A 17,560-nucleotide genomic window follows, 5' to 3' on the forward strand; every position below is an offset into this window, starting at 1 on the left:
GGGAGGAGGGGGACGCCGATGACGGCGGACCGGAACGAGAGACGGGCGCCGCTGGGGCTGCGCCGGGGTCTGGCTCCCGCGCTGGGGGTGGTGCCGCTGGCGGTGCTCGCCGCGTGCGGTGGCGGCGACCCCGGGGCCGCGACGAGCCTCACGTGGTACACGATCCCGGACAACGGCGGCCAGGCGGAGGTCGCCGCCGCGTGCAGCGAGTCCTCCGAGGGCGCGTACACGATCGAGACCGCGAGCCTGCCGAGCGACGCCGACGCCCAGCGCGAGCAGCTCATCCGCCGCCTCGCCGCGAACGACGCCTCGATCGACATCATGAGCCTCGACCCGCCGTTCGTGCCGGAGTTCGCCGAGGCCGGCTTCATCGCCGACATCCCCGACGAGCTCGCGGAGACGTTCACCGACGACGTCTTCGACGCCGCCGTCGAGAGCGCGACGTGGAAGGACGAGCTCGTCGCCGCGCCGATGTGGACCAACACGCAGCTGCTCTGGTACCGCACCTCCGTCGCCGAGGAGGCGGGACTCGACCTCGAGAGCGGACCGGTGACGTGGGAGCAGGTCATCGACGCCGCCGAGGAGACCGGCACGACGATCTCGGTCCAGGCCAACCGCTACGAGGGCTACACCGTCTGGATCAACGCGCTCATCGAGGGCGCGGGCGGGCAGGTGCTGGAGAACCCGGAGGCCGAGCCCGAGGACCTCGAGCTCGGCCTCGACGGGGACGCCGCCGCCGAGGCCGCCGCGGTCATCCGGCAGGCCGTCGACGCCGGGGTCGTGGGCCCGAGCGTGTCGACGTCGACGGAGGAGGAGTCCCTCGCGCTGTTCCAGCGGGAGGGCAGCGGCTTCATGGTCAACTGGCCGTACGTCTACGAGGCCTTCAACGGCGCGGTCGAGAGCGGCGCCCTCGACGAGGCGTTCCTCGACGACCTCGGCTGGACGACGTACCCCCGCACCGTCGAGGGCGAGGAGGCCGCCCCGCCGTTCGGCGGCGGAGCGGTCGGCGTCGGGGCGTTCAGCGAGAACGGCGACCTCGCGCTCGAGGCCGTCGAGTGCCTCGTGAGCCCGGAGAGCCAGAAGCTGCTGTGGCAGGTCAACGGCGTGCCCGCCGCGACCCGCTCGGTCTACGACGACGAGGAGATCCAGGAGCAGTACCCCGCGGCGGACGCCATCCGCGAGTCCATGGAGCTGTCCCGGCCGCGGCCGCTGACCCCGTACTACGGCGAGGTGTCGCAGTCCCTGCAACGCACCTTCCACCCGCCCGGCGAGGTCGACCCCGACCGCACCCCGCAGGAGGCGGCCGACCTCATCCAGGGCGTGCTGGCGAAGGAGGACCTGCTGTGAGCACGAGCGCGTCCGCGGCGACCGCCGCGGGGACAGGGGACCTGCGGCTGGAGCGCAGGGGTGACGGGAGCGACGACGGCGGACCGCCGGGTGACGGCGGGAACCGCCGGGCGCAGGAGGTGGCGAGGGCCCGAGCGAGCGAGCGGGTGCGCGCCGAGCGCCGCCTCGGCTGGCTGCTCGCCGGTCCCGCCTTCGTCGTCATGCTGTCGGTGACCCTCTACCCGATCCTCCAGGCGACGTACGACTCGCTGTTCGACTACCGCCTCACCGACCCCGACAACAGGGCGTTCGTCGGGCTGGAGAACTACGGGGTCATCCTCACCGACCCCGTGTGGTGGCGGGCCTTCGGCGTGACGTCCCTCATCACCGTCATCACGGTCGTCGTGGAGCTCGTCCTCGGCTTCGCCCTCGCCCTCGTCATGCACAAGGTGCTGACGGGCCTGCGGGGGATCGTCCGGGCCGCGATCCTCATCCCGTACGCGATCATCACCGTCGTCTCCGCGTTCGCGTGGCAGTTCGCCTTCGCCAACGACACGGGCTTCGTCAACACGTGGTTCCGGCTCGGCCAGCTCGACTGGTTCGGCGACTTCTGGACCGCCCTCGTCGTCATCTGCGCGAGCGAGATCTGGAAGACGACGCCGTTCATCTCCCTCCTCCTGCTCGCCGGCCTCGCGCAGGTGCCGGAGGACATGCAGGAGGCCGCGAAGGTCGACGGCGCGACGTGGTGGGAGCGCTTCCGCCGCGTGACGGTCCCGAGCATGAAGGCGTCGATCATGGTGGCGGTCCTGTTCCGCGCCCTCGACGCGTTCCGGGTCTTCGACAACATCTTCATCATGACGAACGGTGCGCAGGGCACCGAGTCGCTGTCGATCCTCGCCTACCGGCAGACCATCAGCCGGGTCGAGATCGGGCTCGGCTCCGCCGTGTCGGTCCTGCTGTTCCTGTCCGTCGTCCTCATCGCCGTCGGCTTCGTCAAGGGGTTCAAGGTCGACCTCGCCGCAGGGAGGAACAGCTGATGCCCGGCCGCACCCGCGAGAAGGTCCTCTGGTACGTCGCGGCGCTCGTCGTCGTCCTCTACGCCCTGTTCCCGGTGGCGTGGATCGTGTCGCTGTCGCTCAAGCCGACGGCCGACCTCACGAACCGGCAGTTCCTGCCGACGACGCCGACGCTGGAGAACTACGAGCAGATCCTCCTGGGCGACGCCCGGGAGCTCTTCCTGCCCGCGCTCGGCGTCTCCGTCGTCGTGTCGGGGCTGTCGACGCTGCTCGCGGTCGTCCTCGCGACGTTCTGCGCGTACGCGATCGCGCGGCTCGACTTCCCGGGCAAGCGGTTCGTCCTCGGCTCCGCCCTCGCGGTGTCGATCTTCCCCGTCATCAGCATCGTGACGCCGCTGTTCAACGTGTGGCGCTCCATCGGGCTGTACGACACGATCCCCGGCCTCGTCATCCCGTACATGGCGCTCACGCTGCCGCTGTCGATCTGGGTGCTGTCGGCGTTCTTCCGGCAGATCCCGTGGGAGCTCGAGCAGGCCGCGCAGGTCGACGGGGCGACGACGTGGCAGGCGTTCCGGAAGGTCATCGTCCCGCTCGCCGCGCCCGGGGTGTTCACCACCGCGATCATCGCGTTCTTCATCGCGTGGAACGACTTCGTCTTCGGCATCTCGCTGACCTCGACGGAGCGGGCCCGACCGGTGCCCGCCGCGCTCGCGTTCTTCACGGGCGAGTCGCAGTTCGTCGAGCCGACCGGCGCCATCGCCGCGGCGGCCGTCGTCGTGACCGTCCCCGTCGTCGTCCTCGTCCTCATCTTCCAGCGCCGGATCGTGTCCGGCCTCACGTCCGGCGCCGTCAAGGGGTAAGGAGCACTCCCGTGGCACAGATCCAGCTGAAGAACATCGTCAAGGTCTACGGGGACGGCTTCGCGGCCGTCGACGACGTCAGCATCGACATCGACGACGGCGAGTTCGTCATCCTCGTCGGGCCGTCCGGGTCGGGGAAGTCGACGCTGCTGCGCATGATCGCCGGCCTGGAGGACATCACGTCCGGCGACCTCACCATCGGCGGCACCCGGGTCAACGAGAAGGCGCCGCGCGACCGCGGCCTCGCGATGGTCTTCCAGAACTACGCCCTGTACCCGCACCTCACGGTGTACGAGAACATCGCGTTCCCCCTGCGGCTCGCCAAGCACAGGATGAAGGACGCCGACGTCGACGCCGCCGTCCGCAACGCCGCCGGGCTGCTGGAGCTGGAGGAGCACCTCGAGCGCAAGCCCGCCAACCTCTCCGGCGGGCAGCGCCAGCGCGTGGCCATGGGGCGGGCGCTGGTCCGGGAGGCCAACGCGTTCCTCTTCGACGAGCCCCTGTCGAACCTCGACGCCAAGCTGCGCGGGCAGATGCGGACGGAGATCGCCCGGCTGCAGCGCCGGCTCGGCACGACGACGGTCTACGTCACGCACGACCAGACGGAGGCCATGACGCTCGGCGACCGCGTCGCCGTGCTGCGGCGCGGCGTGCTCCAGCAGGTCGCGAGCCCCCGCGAGCTGTACGAGCAGCCCGTCAACCTCTTCGTCGCCGGGTTCATCGGCTCCCCGCCGATGAACTTCGTCCCCGGCCGGGTCGACGGCGGCACCCTCCACCTGCCGTTCGGCGACCTCCCGCTGCCGGAGGACATGGTGGCCGCCGTCGGCGACCGCGAGGTCGTGGTCGCGGGGGTCCGCCCCGAGCACTTCGAGGACGCGTCCCTCGTCGACGACGACCGCGAGGGCGGCGTGACGTTCGAGGCGGACGTCGACGTCACCGAGTGGCTCGGGGACGAGCTGTACGCGTACGTGCCGTTCGAGGCCGAGGGCGAGGTCCGGCAGAAGCTCGAGGACCTCGACCGCGAGCTCGACGGCGAGGGCATGCGCACGCAGCTGGTCGTCGCGCTCGACGGGCAGAGCCGGGTGCGCGACGGGTCACGGGCCCGGCTGTGGCTCGACACGACCCGCATGCACCTGTTCGACCCCGAGACGGGGGAGAACCTCACCCGGGACGAGGAGAAGGCCGCGCAGCTCGGCAAGGAGAGCGCCGACGCGCGACGGGAGGCGCTGGAGCGCGAGAAGCAGCACCGGGACGCCGCCGCGTCCGACGGCGGGCGCCCGCGCACCGTCGACGTGCGCGACCAGGGGCAGCGGACGGGCGCCCGGGCCTGAGCCCGGGTCGACCCGGCCCCGCGGCGCGCGGTCCGGCACCGGCGACTCAGCGGGGGAGCGTCAGCACCTCGACGCCGTCCTCGGTCACCGCCACCGTGTGCTCGCTGTGCGCCGTCCGGCACCCGGTCGCGCTGCGCAGCGTCCAGCCGTCGTCGTCGACGACGAGCTCGTCGGTGTCCGCCATGACCCACGGCTCCAGCGCGAGCAGCAGCCCGGGTCGCAGGACGTACCCGCGCCCGGGCCGGCCGTCGTTCGGCACGTGCGGGTCCTGGTGCATCGTCGAGCCGACGCCGTGGCCACCGAACTCGGTGTTGACCGGGTGGCCCGCGCCCCGCAGCACCGTCCCGATGGCGTGCGAGAGGTCACCGATCCGCACCCCCGGTCCCGCGGCGTCGATCGCCGCGGCGAGGGCGCGCTCGGTCACCTCGACGAGCGGGTCGGGCGCCTCGTCCGGGCGCGCGCCGACGACGAAGCTGAGGGCCGAGTCGGCGACGACGCCGTGGAGGGACACCGCGAGGTCGAGCGACACGAGGTCGCCGTCGGCGAGCACCTGGTCGCGGGGGCGCCCGTGGAGGACCGCGTCGTTCACCGACGTGCAGACGTAGTGGCCGAAGGGCCCGCGGCCGAACGACGGCGCGTAGTCGACGTAGCACGACACGGCGCCCGCCGCCTCGATCATCCGCCGCGCCTCCGCGTCGAGCTCGAGGAGGTTCGTGCCCGGCGTGCTGCGTTCCCGCAGCGTCCGGAGGATGTCCGCGACCAGGGCGCCGGTCTCCCGGCCCCGGGCCACCTCGGCGGGCGACAGGAGCTCGATCACACCCTCCAGCCTGCCGTACCCGGTGGCTCGTGCCCCCGGCGGCGCCCTCAGCCGCGCAGCAGGTCGAGGGCCTGGCGGGCGATCTCGCCCTCCTCGTCGGTCGGGACCACGAGAGCCGCGGCCGGGCTGCCGTCCTCGCTCAGCACCCCGACCTCACCGGGCTGCGAGGCCGCGGCGTCGTTGCGTCCCTCGTCGAGCCGCACCCCGAGCACGCCGAGGCCCCGGCAGACGTCGCGGCGCACCCGGGCGGAGTTCTCCCCGACCCCTGCGGTGAAGGCGAGCGCGTCGAGGCCGCCGAGGGCGACGGCGTAGGCGCCGACGTAGGCACGGATCCGGTAGGCGTACACCTCGAGCGCGAGACGGGCGTCGGTGTCGCCGCCGTCGGCCCGGCGCTCGACGTCGCGGAGGTCGCTGTCGCCGCACAGACCGCGCAGCCCGGACGCCGTGTTGAGCGCCGTCTCGACGGCCTCGGCGTCGAGCCCGGCGACCCGGCGCAGGTGCCCGGCCAGGGCGGGGTCGACCTCCCCGCTCCGGGTGCCCATGACGAGCCCGCCGAGCGGGGTCAGCCCCATCGACGTGTCGACGCTGCGCCCGCCGAGAACCGCGCACGCGCTCGCGCCGTTGCCGAGGTGGAGCACGACCACGCGCGAGGCCTCCGCCGGCACCCCGCGCTCGCGCGACAGCCACGCGGCGGCGGTCCGCGACACGTACGCGTGGGACGTGCCGTGAAAGCCGTAGCGGCGGACGCCGTGCTCCCGCCGCCAGTCGCCCGGCACCGCGTACGTGGCCGCACCGGCCGGCATGTCGGCGTGGAAGGCCGTGTCGAAGACCGCGACGTGCGGGACGTCGGGGAAGCGGTCGCGCGCCGCCCGGATGCCCGCGGCGTTGACCGGGTTGTGGAGCGGCGCGAGCACCGCGAGCTCCTCGATCCGGGCGAGGACGGCGTCGTCGACGACGACCGGACCGGAGTGGTCCTCGCCGCCGTGGACGACACGGTGCCCGACCGCGGTGACGTCGTCGGCGGCTGGGCCGTGGGCGCGGATGGCGTCCGCGGCGACCAGCAGCGCGGCGGCGTGGTCGGGGGCGTCGACGGCCTCGCCGTCGACGGCCCGCCCGTGCGGCCCGTCGTGGCGCAGCCGGGCGCCGCCGGACCCGATCCGCTCGACGAGGCCGCCGCCGAGGCGCTGCGCCGGCGCCGTCGGGTCGTCGGAGGGCTCGAGCACGGCGTACTTCAGCGACGACGAGCCGGCGTTGACGACGAGGACGCTCACGACGCCGCCCCCGCCGACCGCTCCGTCTCCTGCGCCTGCACGGCGGTCACCGCCACGGTCGTCGCGATGTCGTCGACCGTCGCGCCGCGGGACAGGTCGTTGACGGGGGCGTTGAGCCCCTGGAGCACGGGCCCGACGGCCGTCGCGCCCGCGGAGCGCTGGACCGCCTTGTACGTGTTGTTGCCGGTGTTGAGGTCCGGGAACACGAGGACCGTCGCGCGTCCGGCGACGGGGGAGTCGGGCAGCTTGGTCGCCGCGACCGCGGGGTCGACCGCGGCGTCGTACTGCAGCGGGCCCTCGACGAGGAGCTCCGGGCGGCGCTCCCGCACGAGGGCCGTCGCGGTGCGGACCCGGTCGACGTCCTCGCCGGAGCCGGACGTGCCCGTGGAGTACGACAGCATCGCGACGCGCGGCTCCACCCCGAACGCCTCCGCGGTGCCCGCCGAGGACACCGCGATGTCGGCGAGCTGCTCGGCGGTGGGGCTCGGCACGACCGCGCAGTCGCCGTACACGAGCACGCGGTCCGGCAGGAGCATGAAGAAGACGCTCGACACCACCGACACCCCGGGCCGGGTCCGGATGATCTCGAACGCGGGTCGGATGGTGTGCGCGGTCGTGTGGACCGAGCCGGACACCATCCCGTCCGCCTCGCCGGCGTGGACCATGAGCGTGCCGAAGTACGACACGTCGGTGACGACGTCGTGGGCCTGCTCGGGCGTCACCCCGCGGTGGGCGCGCAGCCGGGCGTACGTCTCCGCGTACCGGTCCCGGCGCTCGTCGTGCACGGGGTCGACGACCTCGGCCTGCTGGAGCACGGACGCGTCCACCCCGGCCGCGACCGCGGCGGCCGTCACCTCGTCGGGGTCCCCGAGGAGCACGAGGTCGGCGACCCCGCGCCGCAGCACCCGCTCGGCGGCGCGCAGCACCCGTGGCTCCGTGCCCTCCGGCAGGACGATGCGGCGGCGGTCGGCGCGCGCGCGTTCGAACAGGTCGTGGGTGAACATCACGGGCGTGACGGCCTCGCTCGGCGCGAGCGCGACGCCGTCGAGCCACGCCTCGGCGGGCACGTGCTCGGCGGCGAGCTGCAGCGCCGCCTCGATCTTCCGCTCGGACCCGGCCCGCATGCGCCCGCGGAGCCCGGCGGCGACGGTCGCGACCTCGAAGGTCGAGCCGGGGGCGACGACGACGGGCGGGCTCGGGGTGAAGCCCGCGACCAGGCGCGCCGTCACGGGGTCGGGCTCGAAGCCGCCGGTGAGGACGAGACCGGACGGGGTGGGGAAGGTGTCGGCGTGCGCGGCGGCGAGCGTGCCGACGAGGACGTCGGAGCGGTCCCCGGGCACGATGACGACCGCCTGGTCGACGAGCCGCTCGAGCATGTGCGGCAGGGTCATCGCGGCGACCATGACGTCGACGGCCGCACGGTCGAGGTCCGCCTCGTCGCCGCTCACGAGGTGCGCGCCGGTCGCGTCGGCGATCTGCCGCAGCGTCGGGGCGGCGAGGAGCGGCAGCTCGGGCACGACGGCCAGCGGCACCTCCGTCATGCCGGCCTCGCGCAGCGACGCGGTCGCCTCGTCCCGGACCGCCTCGAGCGCGTCCGGGTCGCAGCGGTTCGCGACGAGCCCGACGACGGGCAGGTGGCGGGCGCGCAGCTGGGCGAGCGCGTGGTCGGCGGCGGCGCGGACGTCGCCGGGCTCGCGCCGGCCGTCGCTGTGCCGCCCGGTGACGACCGCGACGACGGGCGCGGCGAGGTCCTGGGCGAGGTCGAGGTTGGTCGCGAGCTCGCTGGCGGCCCCGACGTCGGTGAAGTCGCTGCCGACGACGAGCACGGCGTCGTGCTCGGCGGTGAGGCGCCGGAACTGCGCGACGATGCGCGGCCGGGTGGCGTCCGGGTCGGCGTGGTGCTCGTCGTACGTCACCCCGACGCAGTCCGCCGCGGCGGGGCGCGCGGCCTCCGGCAGGCGGCTCAGGAGGAGGTCGACGACGAAGTCCGCCTCGCCCTCGCGCGTGACCGGGCGGAACACGGCCGGGCGGGCGACCCGGCGGGCCATGGCCTCGAACAGGGCGAGCGCGAGCGCCGACTTGCCGCTCTCCGCCTCCGTGCTCAGCAGGAACAGGGCGGTGCTCATGACGGCCACGCTAGTGACGGGCCCCGCTCGCGGCACGCTGTCAGCGGTCGGGACGACGCCGGATAGGCTCAGCGAGGAGCGGCCACCACCCCTCGGCCGCCCAGAGGGAGCGACCGATGACGTTCGCACTGGCGGAGCACCACGAGGACCTCCGCGCAGTCGTCCGGGACTTCGCGGCGGCCGAGATCGCGCCGCACATCGCGAAGTGGGACGAGACGCACCACTTCCCCGCCCACCTCGTCCCGCTCATGGGCGAGCTCGGGCTGTTCGGGCTCGTCGTGCCCGAGGAGCACGGCGGCGCCGGCGGGGACTTCACGAGCCTGTGCGTGGCGATCGAGGAGCTGGGCTACGTCGACCAGTCGGCGGGCATCACCCTGTCCGCAGGCGTCGGGCTCGGCATCAACCCGATCCTCACGTTCGGCACCGACGAGCAGAAGCAGCGGTGGCTGCCCGACCTCGTCGAGGGCCGCGCGCTCGCGGCGTTCGGGCTCACCGAGCCGGAGGCCGGCTCCGACGCCGGTGCCACCCGCACGAAGGCGCGCCTCGAGGACGGCGAGTGGGTCGTCGACGGCGCGAAGAGCTACATCACGAACTCCGGCACCGAGCTGACGAGCGTCGTCACCGTCACCGCCCGCACCGGCACCCGCGACGACGGCTCCGCCGAGATCAGCGCGATCACGATCCCCGCGGGCACGCCCGGGTTCACCGTCGAGCAGGCGTACCGCAAGCTCGGCTGGAACTCCTCCGACACCCACGGGCTGTCGTTCTCCGGCTGCCGGGTGCCCGAGGACCACCTCCTCGGCGAGCGGGGGGCGGGGTTCCGGCAGTTCCTCGCCATCCTCGACGACGGGCGCATCGCGATCTCCGCGCTCGCGCTCGGCTCCGCCCGCGCGTGCCTCGACCTCGCGACGGAGTACGCCCGCACCCGCGTCGCGTTCGGGGCGCCCATCGGGCGCAACCAGGGCGTGGCGTTCCCCCTCGCGGACCTCGCGACCGCCGTCGAGGCGGGTCACCTCCTGACGTACAAGGCGGCGTGGCTCAAGGACGAGCAGCGGCAGGGCCGCGCGAGCGCCGCCGAGGTCCGCGACGCCGCCGCCAAGGCGAAGCTCCACACCTCGACCGTCGCGATGGACGCCGCGCGCCTCGCCACGCAGGTGTTCGGCGGTGCCGGGTTCATGGAGGAGTACCCCGTCGCCCGCTTCTACCGCGACGCGAAGATCCTCGAGATCGGGGAGGGCACGAGCGAGGTGCAGCGCCTCGTCCTCGCCCGTGGGCTCGGCCTGCCCGTGGCATGACGGGCACCTCGGAGAGCACGCACCGGCCGTCGTTCACCGACTGGTTCGCCGAGGCGCAGGAGCGCACGGCGGCGCCGGACGAGAAGGGCCGGGCGCGGCTGGAGAAGGCGGGCAAGCTCGCCGTCCGCGAGCGGGTCGCGCTGCTGTGCGACGAGGGGTCCTTCGTCGAGGACGGCCGGCTCGCCAACGGCACCGCGGTGGGGCTCCCCGCCGACGGCGTCGTCACGGGCCGCGGCACGGTCGACGGCCGCCCGGTCGTCGTCGTGGCGAACGACCCGACGGTCAAGGCCGGCTCGTGGGGCGCCCGGACGGTCGAGAAGATGGTCCGCGCCACCGAGACCGCGCTCCGCGAGCAGCTCGCCATCGTGTGGCTCGTCGACTCCGCCGGGGCGCGCATCACCGACCAGGTCGAGCTGTTCCCGGGACGCCGCGGTGCGGGGCGCATCTTCCACAACCAGGTCGCGCTGTCGGGGAAGGTCCCGCAGGTGTGCTGCCTGTTCGGGCCCTCGGCGGCCGGCGGGGCGTACGTCCCGTCCTTCTGCGATGTCGTGATCATGGTCGAGGGCAACGCGTCGATGTACCTCGGCAGCCCCCGGATGGCCGAGATGGTCGTGGGGGAGCACGTGTCGCTGGAGGAGATGGGCGGGGCGCGCATGCACTGCACGGTGTCCGGCTGCGGGGACCTGCTCGCCTCCGACGACGCCGACGCCATCGAGCAGGCCCGGCTCTACCTGTCCTACATGCCGGCGACGTGGCGCGACGAGCCGCCGACGTACACCCCGGAGCCGCCCGTGCGACCGCTGCGGACCGGTGACGTGCCGGCGCGGGAGTCCGAGCCGTTCGACGTCCACACCGTCATCGACGGCCTCGTCGACGACGACTCGTTCTTCGAGATCAAGCCGCTCTTCGCGCCCGAGCTCGTCGTCGGGCTCGCCCGCCTCGAGGGGCGCACGGTCGGGGTCGTCGCGAACAACTCCGCCGTCAAGGGCGGGGTGCTCTTCGTCGACAGCGCCGACAAGGCGGCCCGCTTCGTCACGCTGTGCGACGCCTTCGGGATCCCGCTCGTCTACCTCGCCGACGTGCCCGGCTTCATGATCGGCAGCGAGGTCGAGCGGGCCGGCATCATCCGGCACGGCGCGAAGATGGTCGCCGCGGTGAGCGAGGCGACCGTGCCGCAGGTGAGCGTCGTCCTCCGCAAGGCGTACGGCGCCGGGCTGTACGCGATGGCGGGGCCGGGCTTCGCCCCGCACGCGTGCGTCGCCCTGCCGACCGCCGCGATCGCCGTCATGGGTCCCGAGGCGGCGGTCAACGCCGTGTACGCCAACCACATCGCCGCGATCGCGGACCCGGCCGAGCGGGAGGCGTTCGTCGCGCAGCGGCGCACGGAGTACCTGGCGGACGTCGACCTCCGCCGGCTCGCGAGCGACCTCGTGATCGACGCGGTCGTGGAGCCGGAGCACCTGCGGGCCGACCTCGTCCGGCGCCTGGCGTACGCCGCGCGGACGCACCGGGAGTTCTCCGACCGCCGCCACGCGGTCTGGCCGGTCTGAGGACGGGCGTCCACAACCCCGGCGGGGCAGGGGTTGTGGACGCGACACGCCGCGCGAGGGCGCTCCGATCGCTGCGGGGCAGGGGTTGTGGACGCGACACGCCGCGCGAGGGCGCTCCGATCGCTGCGGGGCAGGGGTTGTGGACGCGACACGCCGCGCGAGGGCGCTCCGATCGCTGCGGGGCAGGGGTTGTGGACGCGACACGCCGCGCGAGGGCGCTCCGATCGCTGCGGGGCAGGGGTTGTGGACGCGACACGCCGCGCGAGGGCGCTCCGATCGCTGCGGGGCAGGGGTTGTGGACGCGACACGCCCCGCGAGGGCGCTCCGATCGCTGCGGGGCAGGGGTTGTGGACGCGACACGCCCCGCCCCGCCGCGGCGTCGAGGTCAGCGGCGCCCGTCGACGATGGTCGCGAGGTCGTCCGAGGTCGTCGTCATCGCCCGGGCGGCCCGTGCGACGTCGTCGGAGACGCTCGTCGTGCGGGCCGCGCGCTCGGCGACCGCGTCCACCTCGGCGGCGATGCGGTCGGACGCCCGCGCGATCCGCGCCGCCGCCTCGGCGACGTGCGCCATCGCGGTCGACTGCTCGGCGAGCGCGGCGTCCACGTGCGACTGGCTGCGCACCAGCTCGTGGGTGCCCTCCGCCTGGTGCTGCGTGGCCCGGGCCACCAGCTCCTGCAGCTCCCGGATGCGGGCGACGGTCGTGACGATCTGGGCCATCGCGGCCTTCGCCTGGTCGGTCTCGGTGCGCATCGCCTCGACCGAGGCCCGGACCTGCTGGCTGACCGTGTCGGACTGGTCGGCGAGCTGCTTGACGTCGGTCGCGACGACGGCGAAGCCCCGGCCCGCCTCACCGGCCCGCGCCGCCTCGATGCCCGCGTTGAGCGCGAGGAGCTTCGTCTGCGCGGCGATGCCGATGATGGCGCCGACGCTGGCGGCGACCTGCTCGCCCGCCTCGTCGAGCCGCGCGACGACCGCGGTCGTCGCACCCGCCGCCGTCCCCGCCTGGTCGGCGATGGCGCTGACCTCCACGGCGGCGCGCCGGACCTGCTCGACGTCGCCGGACAGCCGCTCGACGACCTCCGCGAGCGGCTCCCGGGTGCGGGAGATCTCGACGTTGGCGGTCGTCAGCTCCTCGAGCGCCGCCGCGGTCGACTCCGCGTCGCTGCGGACCTCGGCCGCCGACGACGACACCGTCCGCGCACTGTCCGCCGTGCCGCGCGCGGCGACGGCGAGGGCCTCGCTGGCCCCGGTGAGCCCGCCGTCGCCGTCGCCACCGCGGGCGATCTCTGCGACCGCGCGGGCGGCGGCCGCGACGGGCGCGGTCGCCCGCCGGGCGAGCCGGGCGCCCACCCCGACGGCGACGAGGACCGCGACGAGGGCAGCCACGGCGATCGCGACGAAGGTCTGGCGCTCGACGGCGTCGAGGCGCTCGGCGGTGGCGGCGAAGTCGTCGTGGGCGACGACGCTCACGAGCGCCCAGTCCCACGGCTGGTAGTAGGCGAAGCCGGCGGTGACGACCCGCGGCGCACCGCCGTCCTCCAGCGGGGCGAGCGTGAGGGTCCGGGTGCCGGTGGCGCCCGGCTCGAGCTCGACGGCCTCCGCGAGGACCCCGGTGAGCCACGGTGCACCGTCGGCGTCGAGCTCGGCCTCCACGGCGGAGGTGCCGACGAGGGCCGGGTCGGCGGCGACGTCGTACACGCCCGCCCGGGTGCCCGCCGTCCCGACGACGAATGTCCTGCCCGCCTCGCCGAGCGCCGCTGCGGTGACCGCCTCCGCGAGCTCCGGCACGGCCTGCTGCTGGATGCCGACGTACAGGGCGCCGGTGACCTCACCGGACTCGTCGAGCAGCGGCTGGTACGCGCTCTCGAACCACGCGTTCACGACGAAGGCGTTGCCGAGGTAGGTGTCGCCCGCGAGGAGCGAGGCGACGACGGCGTTGGGCGTGCCGTCCGGGCCCGTGGCGGGGATGTACGTGCCGATGGCGCGGTCCCCGTCGACGGTGCGGACGGTCGTCGCGACCCGGAGCATGTCGCCCTCGTCGTTCATGCGCTGGAACAGGGTGACGGTCGCGCCCGTGAGGTCCGCGACGTCGTCGAGCAGAGGCACCCGCACCTCGGTGGAGCGCTCGGGCTCCAGCCACGTACCCCCGAGGAGGACCTGCGGCAGCTCGACCGGCGTCGCCTCCTTCGTCAGCTGGTCGACCGCGTCCCACGACACCGTGTCGTCGCCGGGGCCCGTCCCGCCGCGTCGCTGCAGCTGGTCGCTCGCGACCCGCAGGGCGGTCTGCACCTCGCCGCTCGTCTTCGACCCGACGGCGTTGACCGTCCCGAACAGCGCCTCGGCGCTCGCGGCGGCGCGTTCCCGGATGAACGCCTCGCTCTCCTCGTGGGCGACGGCGCCGGCGCGGGCCGACTGGACGACGGTGACGGAGGCGACGGCCCCGGTGGCGACGGTGACGGCGACGAGGCACACGACGACCACGCGGGCGCGCAGCGACAGGGGAGGGCGCGGCATGGCACACGGATCGGCCGCGCGGCCCGGGACCTTAGTCCCGGGTGCCGGCCGGCCCCGCCGCGGCCCACAGCGCGTGCCAGGGCAGCCCGGCCTGCCCGACGAGGCGACGCAGCGTCGGCAGCCCGATGCCGACGACGGCGTGCGGGTCGCCGTCGACACCCTCGACGAACGCCCCGCCGAGACCGTCGATGGTGAACGCGCCCGCCACCTCCAGCGGCTCCCCGGTCGCGACGTAGGCGTCGACCTCGTCGTCGGCCAGGTCGGCGAAGCGGACGACGGTGCTCGCGAGCTCCCCGACCGAGGCGCCGGACCCGCCGTCGTCCGGGTCGCGGAGGTCGACGAGCCAGTGCCCGGTCCGCAGCACGCCGGTCCGACCGCGCATGGCCCGCCAGCGCTCGCGGGCGACCTCCGCCGTGCCCGGCTTGCCGAACGGCAGCCCGTCGAGGTCGAGGACGGAGTCGCACCCGACGACGAGGACGCCCGTCCCACCGTCGACGCCCTCGCCGTCGACGCCGTCCGCGACGAGGACGCTCGCGACGGCCTCCGCCTTCGCCCGGGCAAGGAGGAGCGCCACGTCGGCGGGGTCGTCGACGCCGTAGGCCGCGACGACGGCGTCCTCGTCGACGCCGCTCACCCGCACGAGCGGGTCCACCCCGGCCGAGCGGAGCGTCGCGAGCCGGGCGGGCGAGCGCGACGCGAGGACGAGCCGCGTCACGCGGCGGCGGGGGTGAGGGCCCGGCGCAGCGTGCCGAGGCCGACCGAGCCGAGGTCGAGCGCCCGCCGGTGCCAGGCGGCGAGGTCGAACGACTCGCCGTCGCGCGCCCGGGCCTCGTCCCGCAGGGCCAGCCACACGCGCTCGCCCACCTTGTACGACGGCGCCTGACCGGGGTGGCCGAGGTAGCGGTCGAGCTCGAAGCGGAGCGTGGCCTCCGGCTCGGGTACGTGCCCGGTGAGGTAGGCCCACGCCTTCTCGTAGTCCCAGGCCCCGCCACCGGCCGCCGCGGGCGCCTCGAAGCCGCAGTGCACGCCGATGTCGAGGACGACCCGGACCGAGCGCAGGAGCTGGGAGGCGACGAGACCGAGCCGGTCGGCGGGGTCGTCGAGGAACCCGAGCTCGGCCATGAGCCGCTCGGCGTACAGCGCCCACCCCTCGCCGTGACCGGACACCCACACGCCCGTGCGCCGGTACCGGTTGAGCGTCGCGGCCCGCAGCACCGTCTGCGCGATCTGCAGGTGGTGGCCCGGGACGCCCTCGTGGTAGACGGTCGTGCGCTGCTGCCACGTCGAGAACGACGTCATCCCCTTCGGCACGGACCACCACATGGCCCCCGGGCGGGAGAGGTCCTCGCTCGGCCCGGTGTAGTACACGACACCCGTGTGGCTCGGGGCGATGCGGCACTCGAGCCGGCGGATCTCGTCGGGGACGTCGAAGTGGGTGCCCGCGAGCGCGTCGACGGCCTCGTCGGACACCGTCTGCATCCAGTCCCGGAACGCCTCCGCCCCCTCGACGCGCCGGGACGCGTCGGCCTCCAGCAGGTGCGCGGCCTCGGCGACGCTGCCGGCCCCGAGCGCACGGGCGACGGTCGTCCCCTCGTCGGTGAGCCGCTCGACCTCCGCGACCCCCCAGTCGTAGGTGTCGCGCAGGTCGACGTCGTCACCGAGGGCGTACGCGAGGCGGGGCGCGTACCGCTCCGCCCCGACGGCGTCGGTGTCGGTGGCGACGGGCAGCAGCTCCTCCCGCAGGTGACCGGCGAGGTCGGCGTAGGCCTGGGACGCCCCCGCACCGAGTCGCTCCAGCTCCGAGACGAGCGTCTCCGGGACGCCGTGGCCGGCGGCGGCGCGACCGGCCAGCGCCCGGAAGAAGCCGCCGGGTCCGACGTTGTCGTCGCACTGGGCGGCGCAGCCGAGCACCTGCCGACGCGCCGGCACCCGGCCGGCGGCCGCGGACTCCCGCAGCGCCGACCGGTACGACGCGACGGCGTCGGGGACGGCGCGGAGCCGCTCGGCGAGGACCGCCCAGTCGTCGGTGCCCGCGGTCGGCATGAGGTCGAACACCTCGCGGATGCTCTGGACCGGCGAGGCGAGGACGTCGAGGGCCCGCGCCGGCTCCCCGGCCTCGGCCAGGGCGATCTCGCGCCCCGTGCGCTCGCGGAGGACGTCGAGGGTGACGGCGTCGACGTCGTCGACCGGCTGCAACCGGTCCGCCTCCGCTCGCACCCGCCGGTGCAGGGCGGTCCGGGCCGCGATCCCCGCGGGGGAGTGGTCGGTGAGGCGGGTGTCGTGCCCCGCGACACCCATGCGCGTCGCGGACTCCGGGTCGAGCGCGGCGTACTCGTCGAGGTAGCCGTCGACGAGCTCGTCGACCGGCGTCCGCTCCCGGACCCCGAGCGGGACGGTGGGCGCGATCCCCGTCTGCGCGGTCACGAGCGGCTCGATGTGCCGCCCCGATCCGCCGGCCGGCCGGTCGGGCTCGGGGACGGGATCGGGGGTGAGGGCGTCGGTCACCGCGGCACGGTAGCCGACGGCCCGCCCCAGCCCGCCGGGCCGGTGCCCCGGCGCACCAGCGTCGCCGGCGCTCCCCACAGCGGCGCCGGCCGCGCCGGCGCGCTCGCCGCCGGGGTCGCGGCGACCGCCTGGAGCACGGTGACGAGCGCCGCGACCTCGGCGTCCGACGGCCGGCCGCGGACGACCCGCAGCACGGGTGGGCCGTCCGTCACCGCGTCCGTCACTGCCGGTCCTGCTGCGCGGACTTGAGCGCCGCGAGCCGCGACTCGACCTCGATGGCGGTGCCGGCGTCCTCGAGCTCGGCGAACTGCCGGTCGAGGCTCGAGGCGGCGAGCTCGGCGGCGCCGAGGGCCCGGGCCTCCTCGCGGCGGATCTTCTCCTCGAAGCGGGACAGCTCGCTCGTGGGGTCGGCGAGGTCGATGCTCTTGATGGCGTCGTGCATCTGGTTCTGGGCCTGCGCGACCTTCTGGCGGGACACGAGCTGGTCGCGGCGCTGCTTGAGGTCCTGCAGCTTGCCCTTCATGCCGTCGAGGCCGGTGCGCAGCTTCGTCACGACCTCCTGCTGCGCGGTGATCTGCGAGTCGAGGGCGGAGGCGTCCTGCTCGGCCTTGATCTGCCGCTCGATCGCCACCTTCGCGAGCCCGTCGAGGCGGTCCGCCTCCGCGCCGCTGCCGGCGGAGCGCAGCTGGTCGGCGCGGGTGCTCGCGGCGATCGCCTTGCTGCCCCAGTCACGGGCGGCGGCGGCGTCCTCGTCGCGGTCGGCCTCCATGAGCCGGAGGTTGCCGATGGTCTGCGCGACGGCCTGCTCGGCCTCGGTGATGTTGGCGGTGTAGTCGCGGATCATCTGGTCGAGCATCTTCTCGGGGTCCTCGGCGCCGTCGATGAGGGCGTTGATGTTCGCCCGCGCGAGCTGGGAGATGCGGCCGAAGATGGACTGCTGGGACATGC

14 protein-coding genes are annotated in these 17,560 nt (G+C 74.7%); 6 read left to right on the forward strand and 8 right to left on the reverse strand.

What is annotated here, in order from left to right; all coding sequences use genetic code 11:
- The first annotated feature begins 18 nt into the window (after positions 1-18).
- The 4 genes from WAB14_RS02770 to WAB14_RS02785 all read left to right on the forward strand — a co-directional run bounded on the left by WAB14_RS02770 (position 19) and on the right by WAB14_RS02785 (position 4,533).
- Positions 19-1,347: an extracellular solute-binding protein gene (locus tag WAB14_RS02770; protein ID WP_340267143.1), complete on the forward strand. Its 1,329-nt coding sequence runs from the start codon at positions 19-21 to the stop codon at positions 1,345-1,347.
- A gap of 119 nt (positions 1,348-1,466) precedes the next feature.
- On the forward strand, positions 1,467-2,363 hold the full coding sequence (locus tag WAB14_RS02775) for a carbohydrate ABC transporter permease (RefSeq protein ID WP_340267402.1): 897 nt from the start codon (positions 1,467-1,469) through the stop codon (positions 2,361-2,363).
- Complete coding sequence (locus WAB14_RS02780) at positions 2,363-3,202, forward strand: carbohydrate ABC transporter permease (protein WP_340267145.1); 840 nt, start codon at positions 2,363-2,365, stop codon at positions 3,200-3,202. The genes WAB14_RS02775 and WAB14_RS02780 overlap by 1 nt, the downstream gene beginning before the upstream one ends.
- A gap of 11 nt (positions 3,203-3,213) precedes the next feature.
- Positions 3,214-4,533 carry an ABC transporter ATP-binding protein gene (locus tag WAB14_RS02785; protein WP_340267147.1) on the forward strand — a complete coding sequence of 440 codons (1,320 nt, stop codon included), beginning with the start codon at positions 3,214-3,216 and terminating at the stop codon, positions 4,531-4,533.
- Between the two features lie 46 nt (positions 4,534-4,579).
- Here WAB14_RS02785 and map read toward each other — a convergent pair whose 3' ends face one another.
- From map to pta, 3 genes are read right to left on the reverse strand one after another with little or no spacing between them, the layout of a single operon-like run.
- Positions 4,580-5,350: a type I methionyl aminopeptidase gene (map, locus tag WAB14_RS02790; RefSeq protein ID WP_340267149.1), complete on the reverse strand. Its 771-nt coding sequence runs from the start codon at positions 5,348-5,350 to the stop codon at positions 4,580-4,582.
- Between the two features lie 47 nt (positions 5,351-5,397).
- Positions 5,398-6,621, reverse strand: a complete 1,224-nt coding sequence (locus WAB14_RS02795; protein ID WP_340267151.1) for an acetate/propionate family kinase — start codon at positions 6,619-6,621, stop codon at positions 5,398-5,400.
- On the reverse strand, positions 6,618-8,747 hold the full coding sequence (gene pta, locus WAB14_RS02800; RefSeq protein ID WP_340267153.1) for a phosphate acetyltransferase: 2,130 nt from the start codon (positions 8,745-8,747) through the stop codon (positions 6,618-6,620). Before pta ends, WAB14_RS02795 begins: the two co-directional genes overlap by 4 nt.
- A gap of 116 nt (positions 8,748-8,863) precedes the next feature.
- On the opposite strand from pta, the gene WAB14_RS02805 reads away from it, so the two are divergent.
- Both WAB14_RS02805 and WAB14_RS02810 read left to right on the forward strand, forming a co-directional pair.
- On the forward strand, positions 8,864-10,042 hold the full coding sequence (locus WAB14_RS02805) for an acyl-CoA dehydrogenase family protein (RefSeq protein WP_340267155.1): 1,179 nt from the start codon (positions 8,864-8,866) through the stop codon (positions 10,040-10,042).
- On the forward strand, positions 10,039-11,592 hold the full coding sequence (locus tag WAB14_RS02810) for an acyl-CoA carboxylase subunit beta (protein ID WP_340267158.1): 1,554 nt from the start codon (positions 10,039-10,041) through the stop codon (positions 11,590-11,592). Before WAB14_RS02805 ends, WAB14_RS02810 begins: the two co-directional genes overlap by 4 nt.
- Before the next feature lie 385 nt (positions 11,593-11,977).
- Here the strand turns inward: WAB14_RS02810 and WAB14_RS02815 are convergent, their stop codons facing one another.
- The 5 genes from WAB14_RS02815 to WAB14_RS02835 are packed head-to-tail and all read right to left on the reverse strand — an operon-like array spanning position 11,978 to position 17,558.
- The gene (locus WAB14_RS02815; RefSeq protein WP_340267160.1) at positions 11,978-14,107 is read right to left on the reverse strand and encodes a methyl-accepting chemotaxis protein; all 2,130 of its coding nucleotides are present in this window, start codon (positions 14,105-14,107) and stop codon (positions 11,978-11,980) included.
- Positions 14,108-14,138: 31 nt separating this feature from the next.
- Entirely contained in the window at positions 14,139-14,822 is a 684-nt protein-coding gene (locus WAB14_RS02820) for a Maf family protein (protein WP_340267162.1), read from the reverse strand.
- Positions 14,819-16,612: a DUF885 domain-containing protein gene (locus WAB14_RS02825; protein ID WP_340267164.1), complete on the reverse strand. Its 1,794-nt coding sequence runs from the start codon at positions 16,610-16,612 to the stop codon at positions 14,819-14,821. Before WAB14_RS02825 ends, WAB14_RS02820 begins: the two co-directional genes overlap by 4 nt.
- Positions 16,609-16,836, reverse strand: a complete 228-nt coding sequence (locus WAB14_RS02830; RefSeq protein ID WP_340267166.1) for an acyl-CoA carboxylase subunit epsilon — start codon at positions 16,834-16,836, stop codon at positions 16,609-16,611. The genes WAB14_RS02825 and WAB14_RS02830 overlap by 4 nt, the downstream gene beginning before the upstream one ends.
- Positions 16,833-17,558, reverse strand: coding sequence for a PspA/IM30 family protein (locus tag WAB14_RS02835; RefSeq protein WP_340267168.1), 726 nt, complete (start codon positions 17,556-17,558; stop codon positions 16,833-16,835). Before WAB14_RS02835 ends, WAB14_RS02830 begins: the two co-directional genes overlap by 4 nt.
- Between the last annotated feature and the right edge of the window lie 2 nt (positions 17,559-17,560).

The sequence above is a fragment of the Aquipuribacter nitratireducens genome (genome assembly GCF_037860835.1).
Taxonomy (GTDB): Bacteria; Actinomycetota; Actinomycetes; order Actinomycetales; family JBBAYJ01; genus Aquipuribacter; species Aquipuribacter nitratireducens.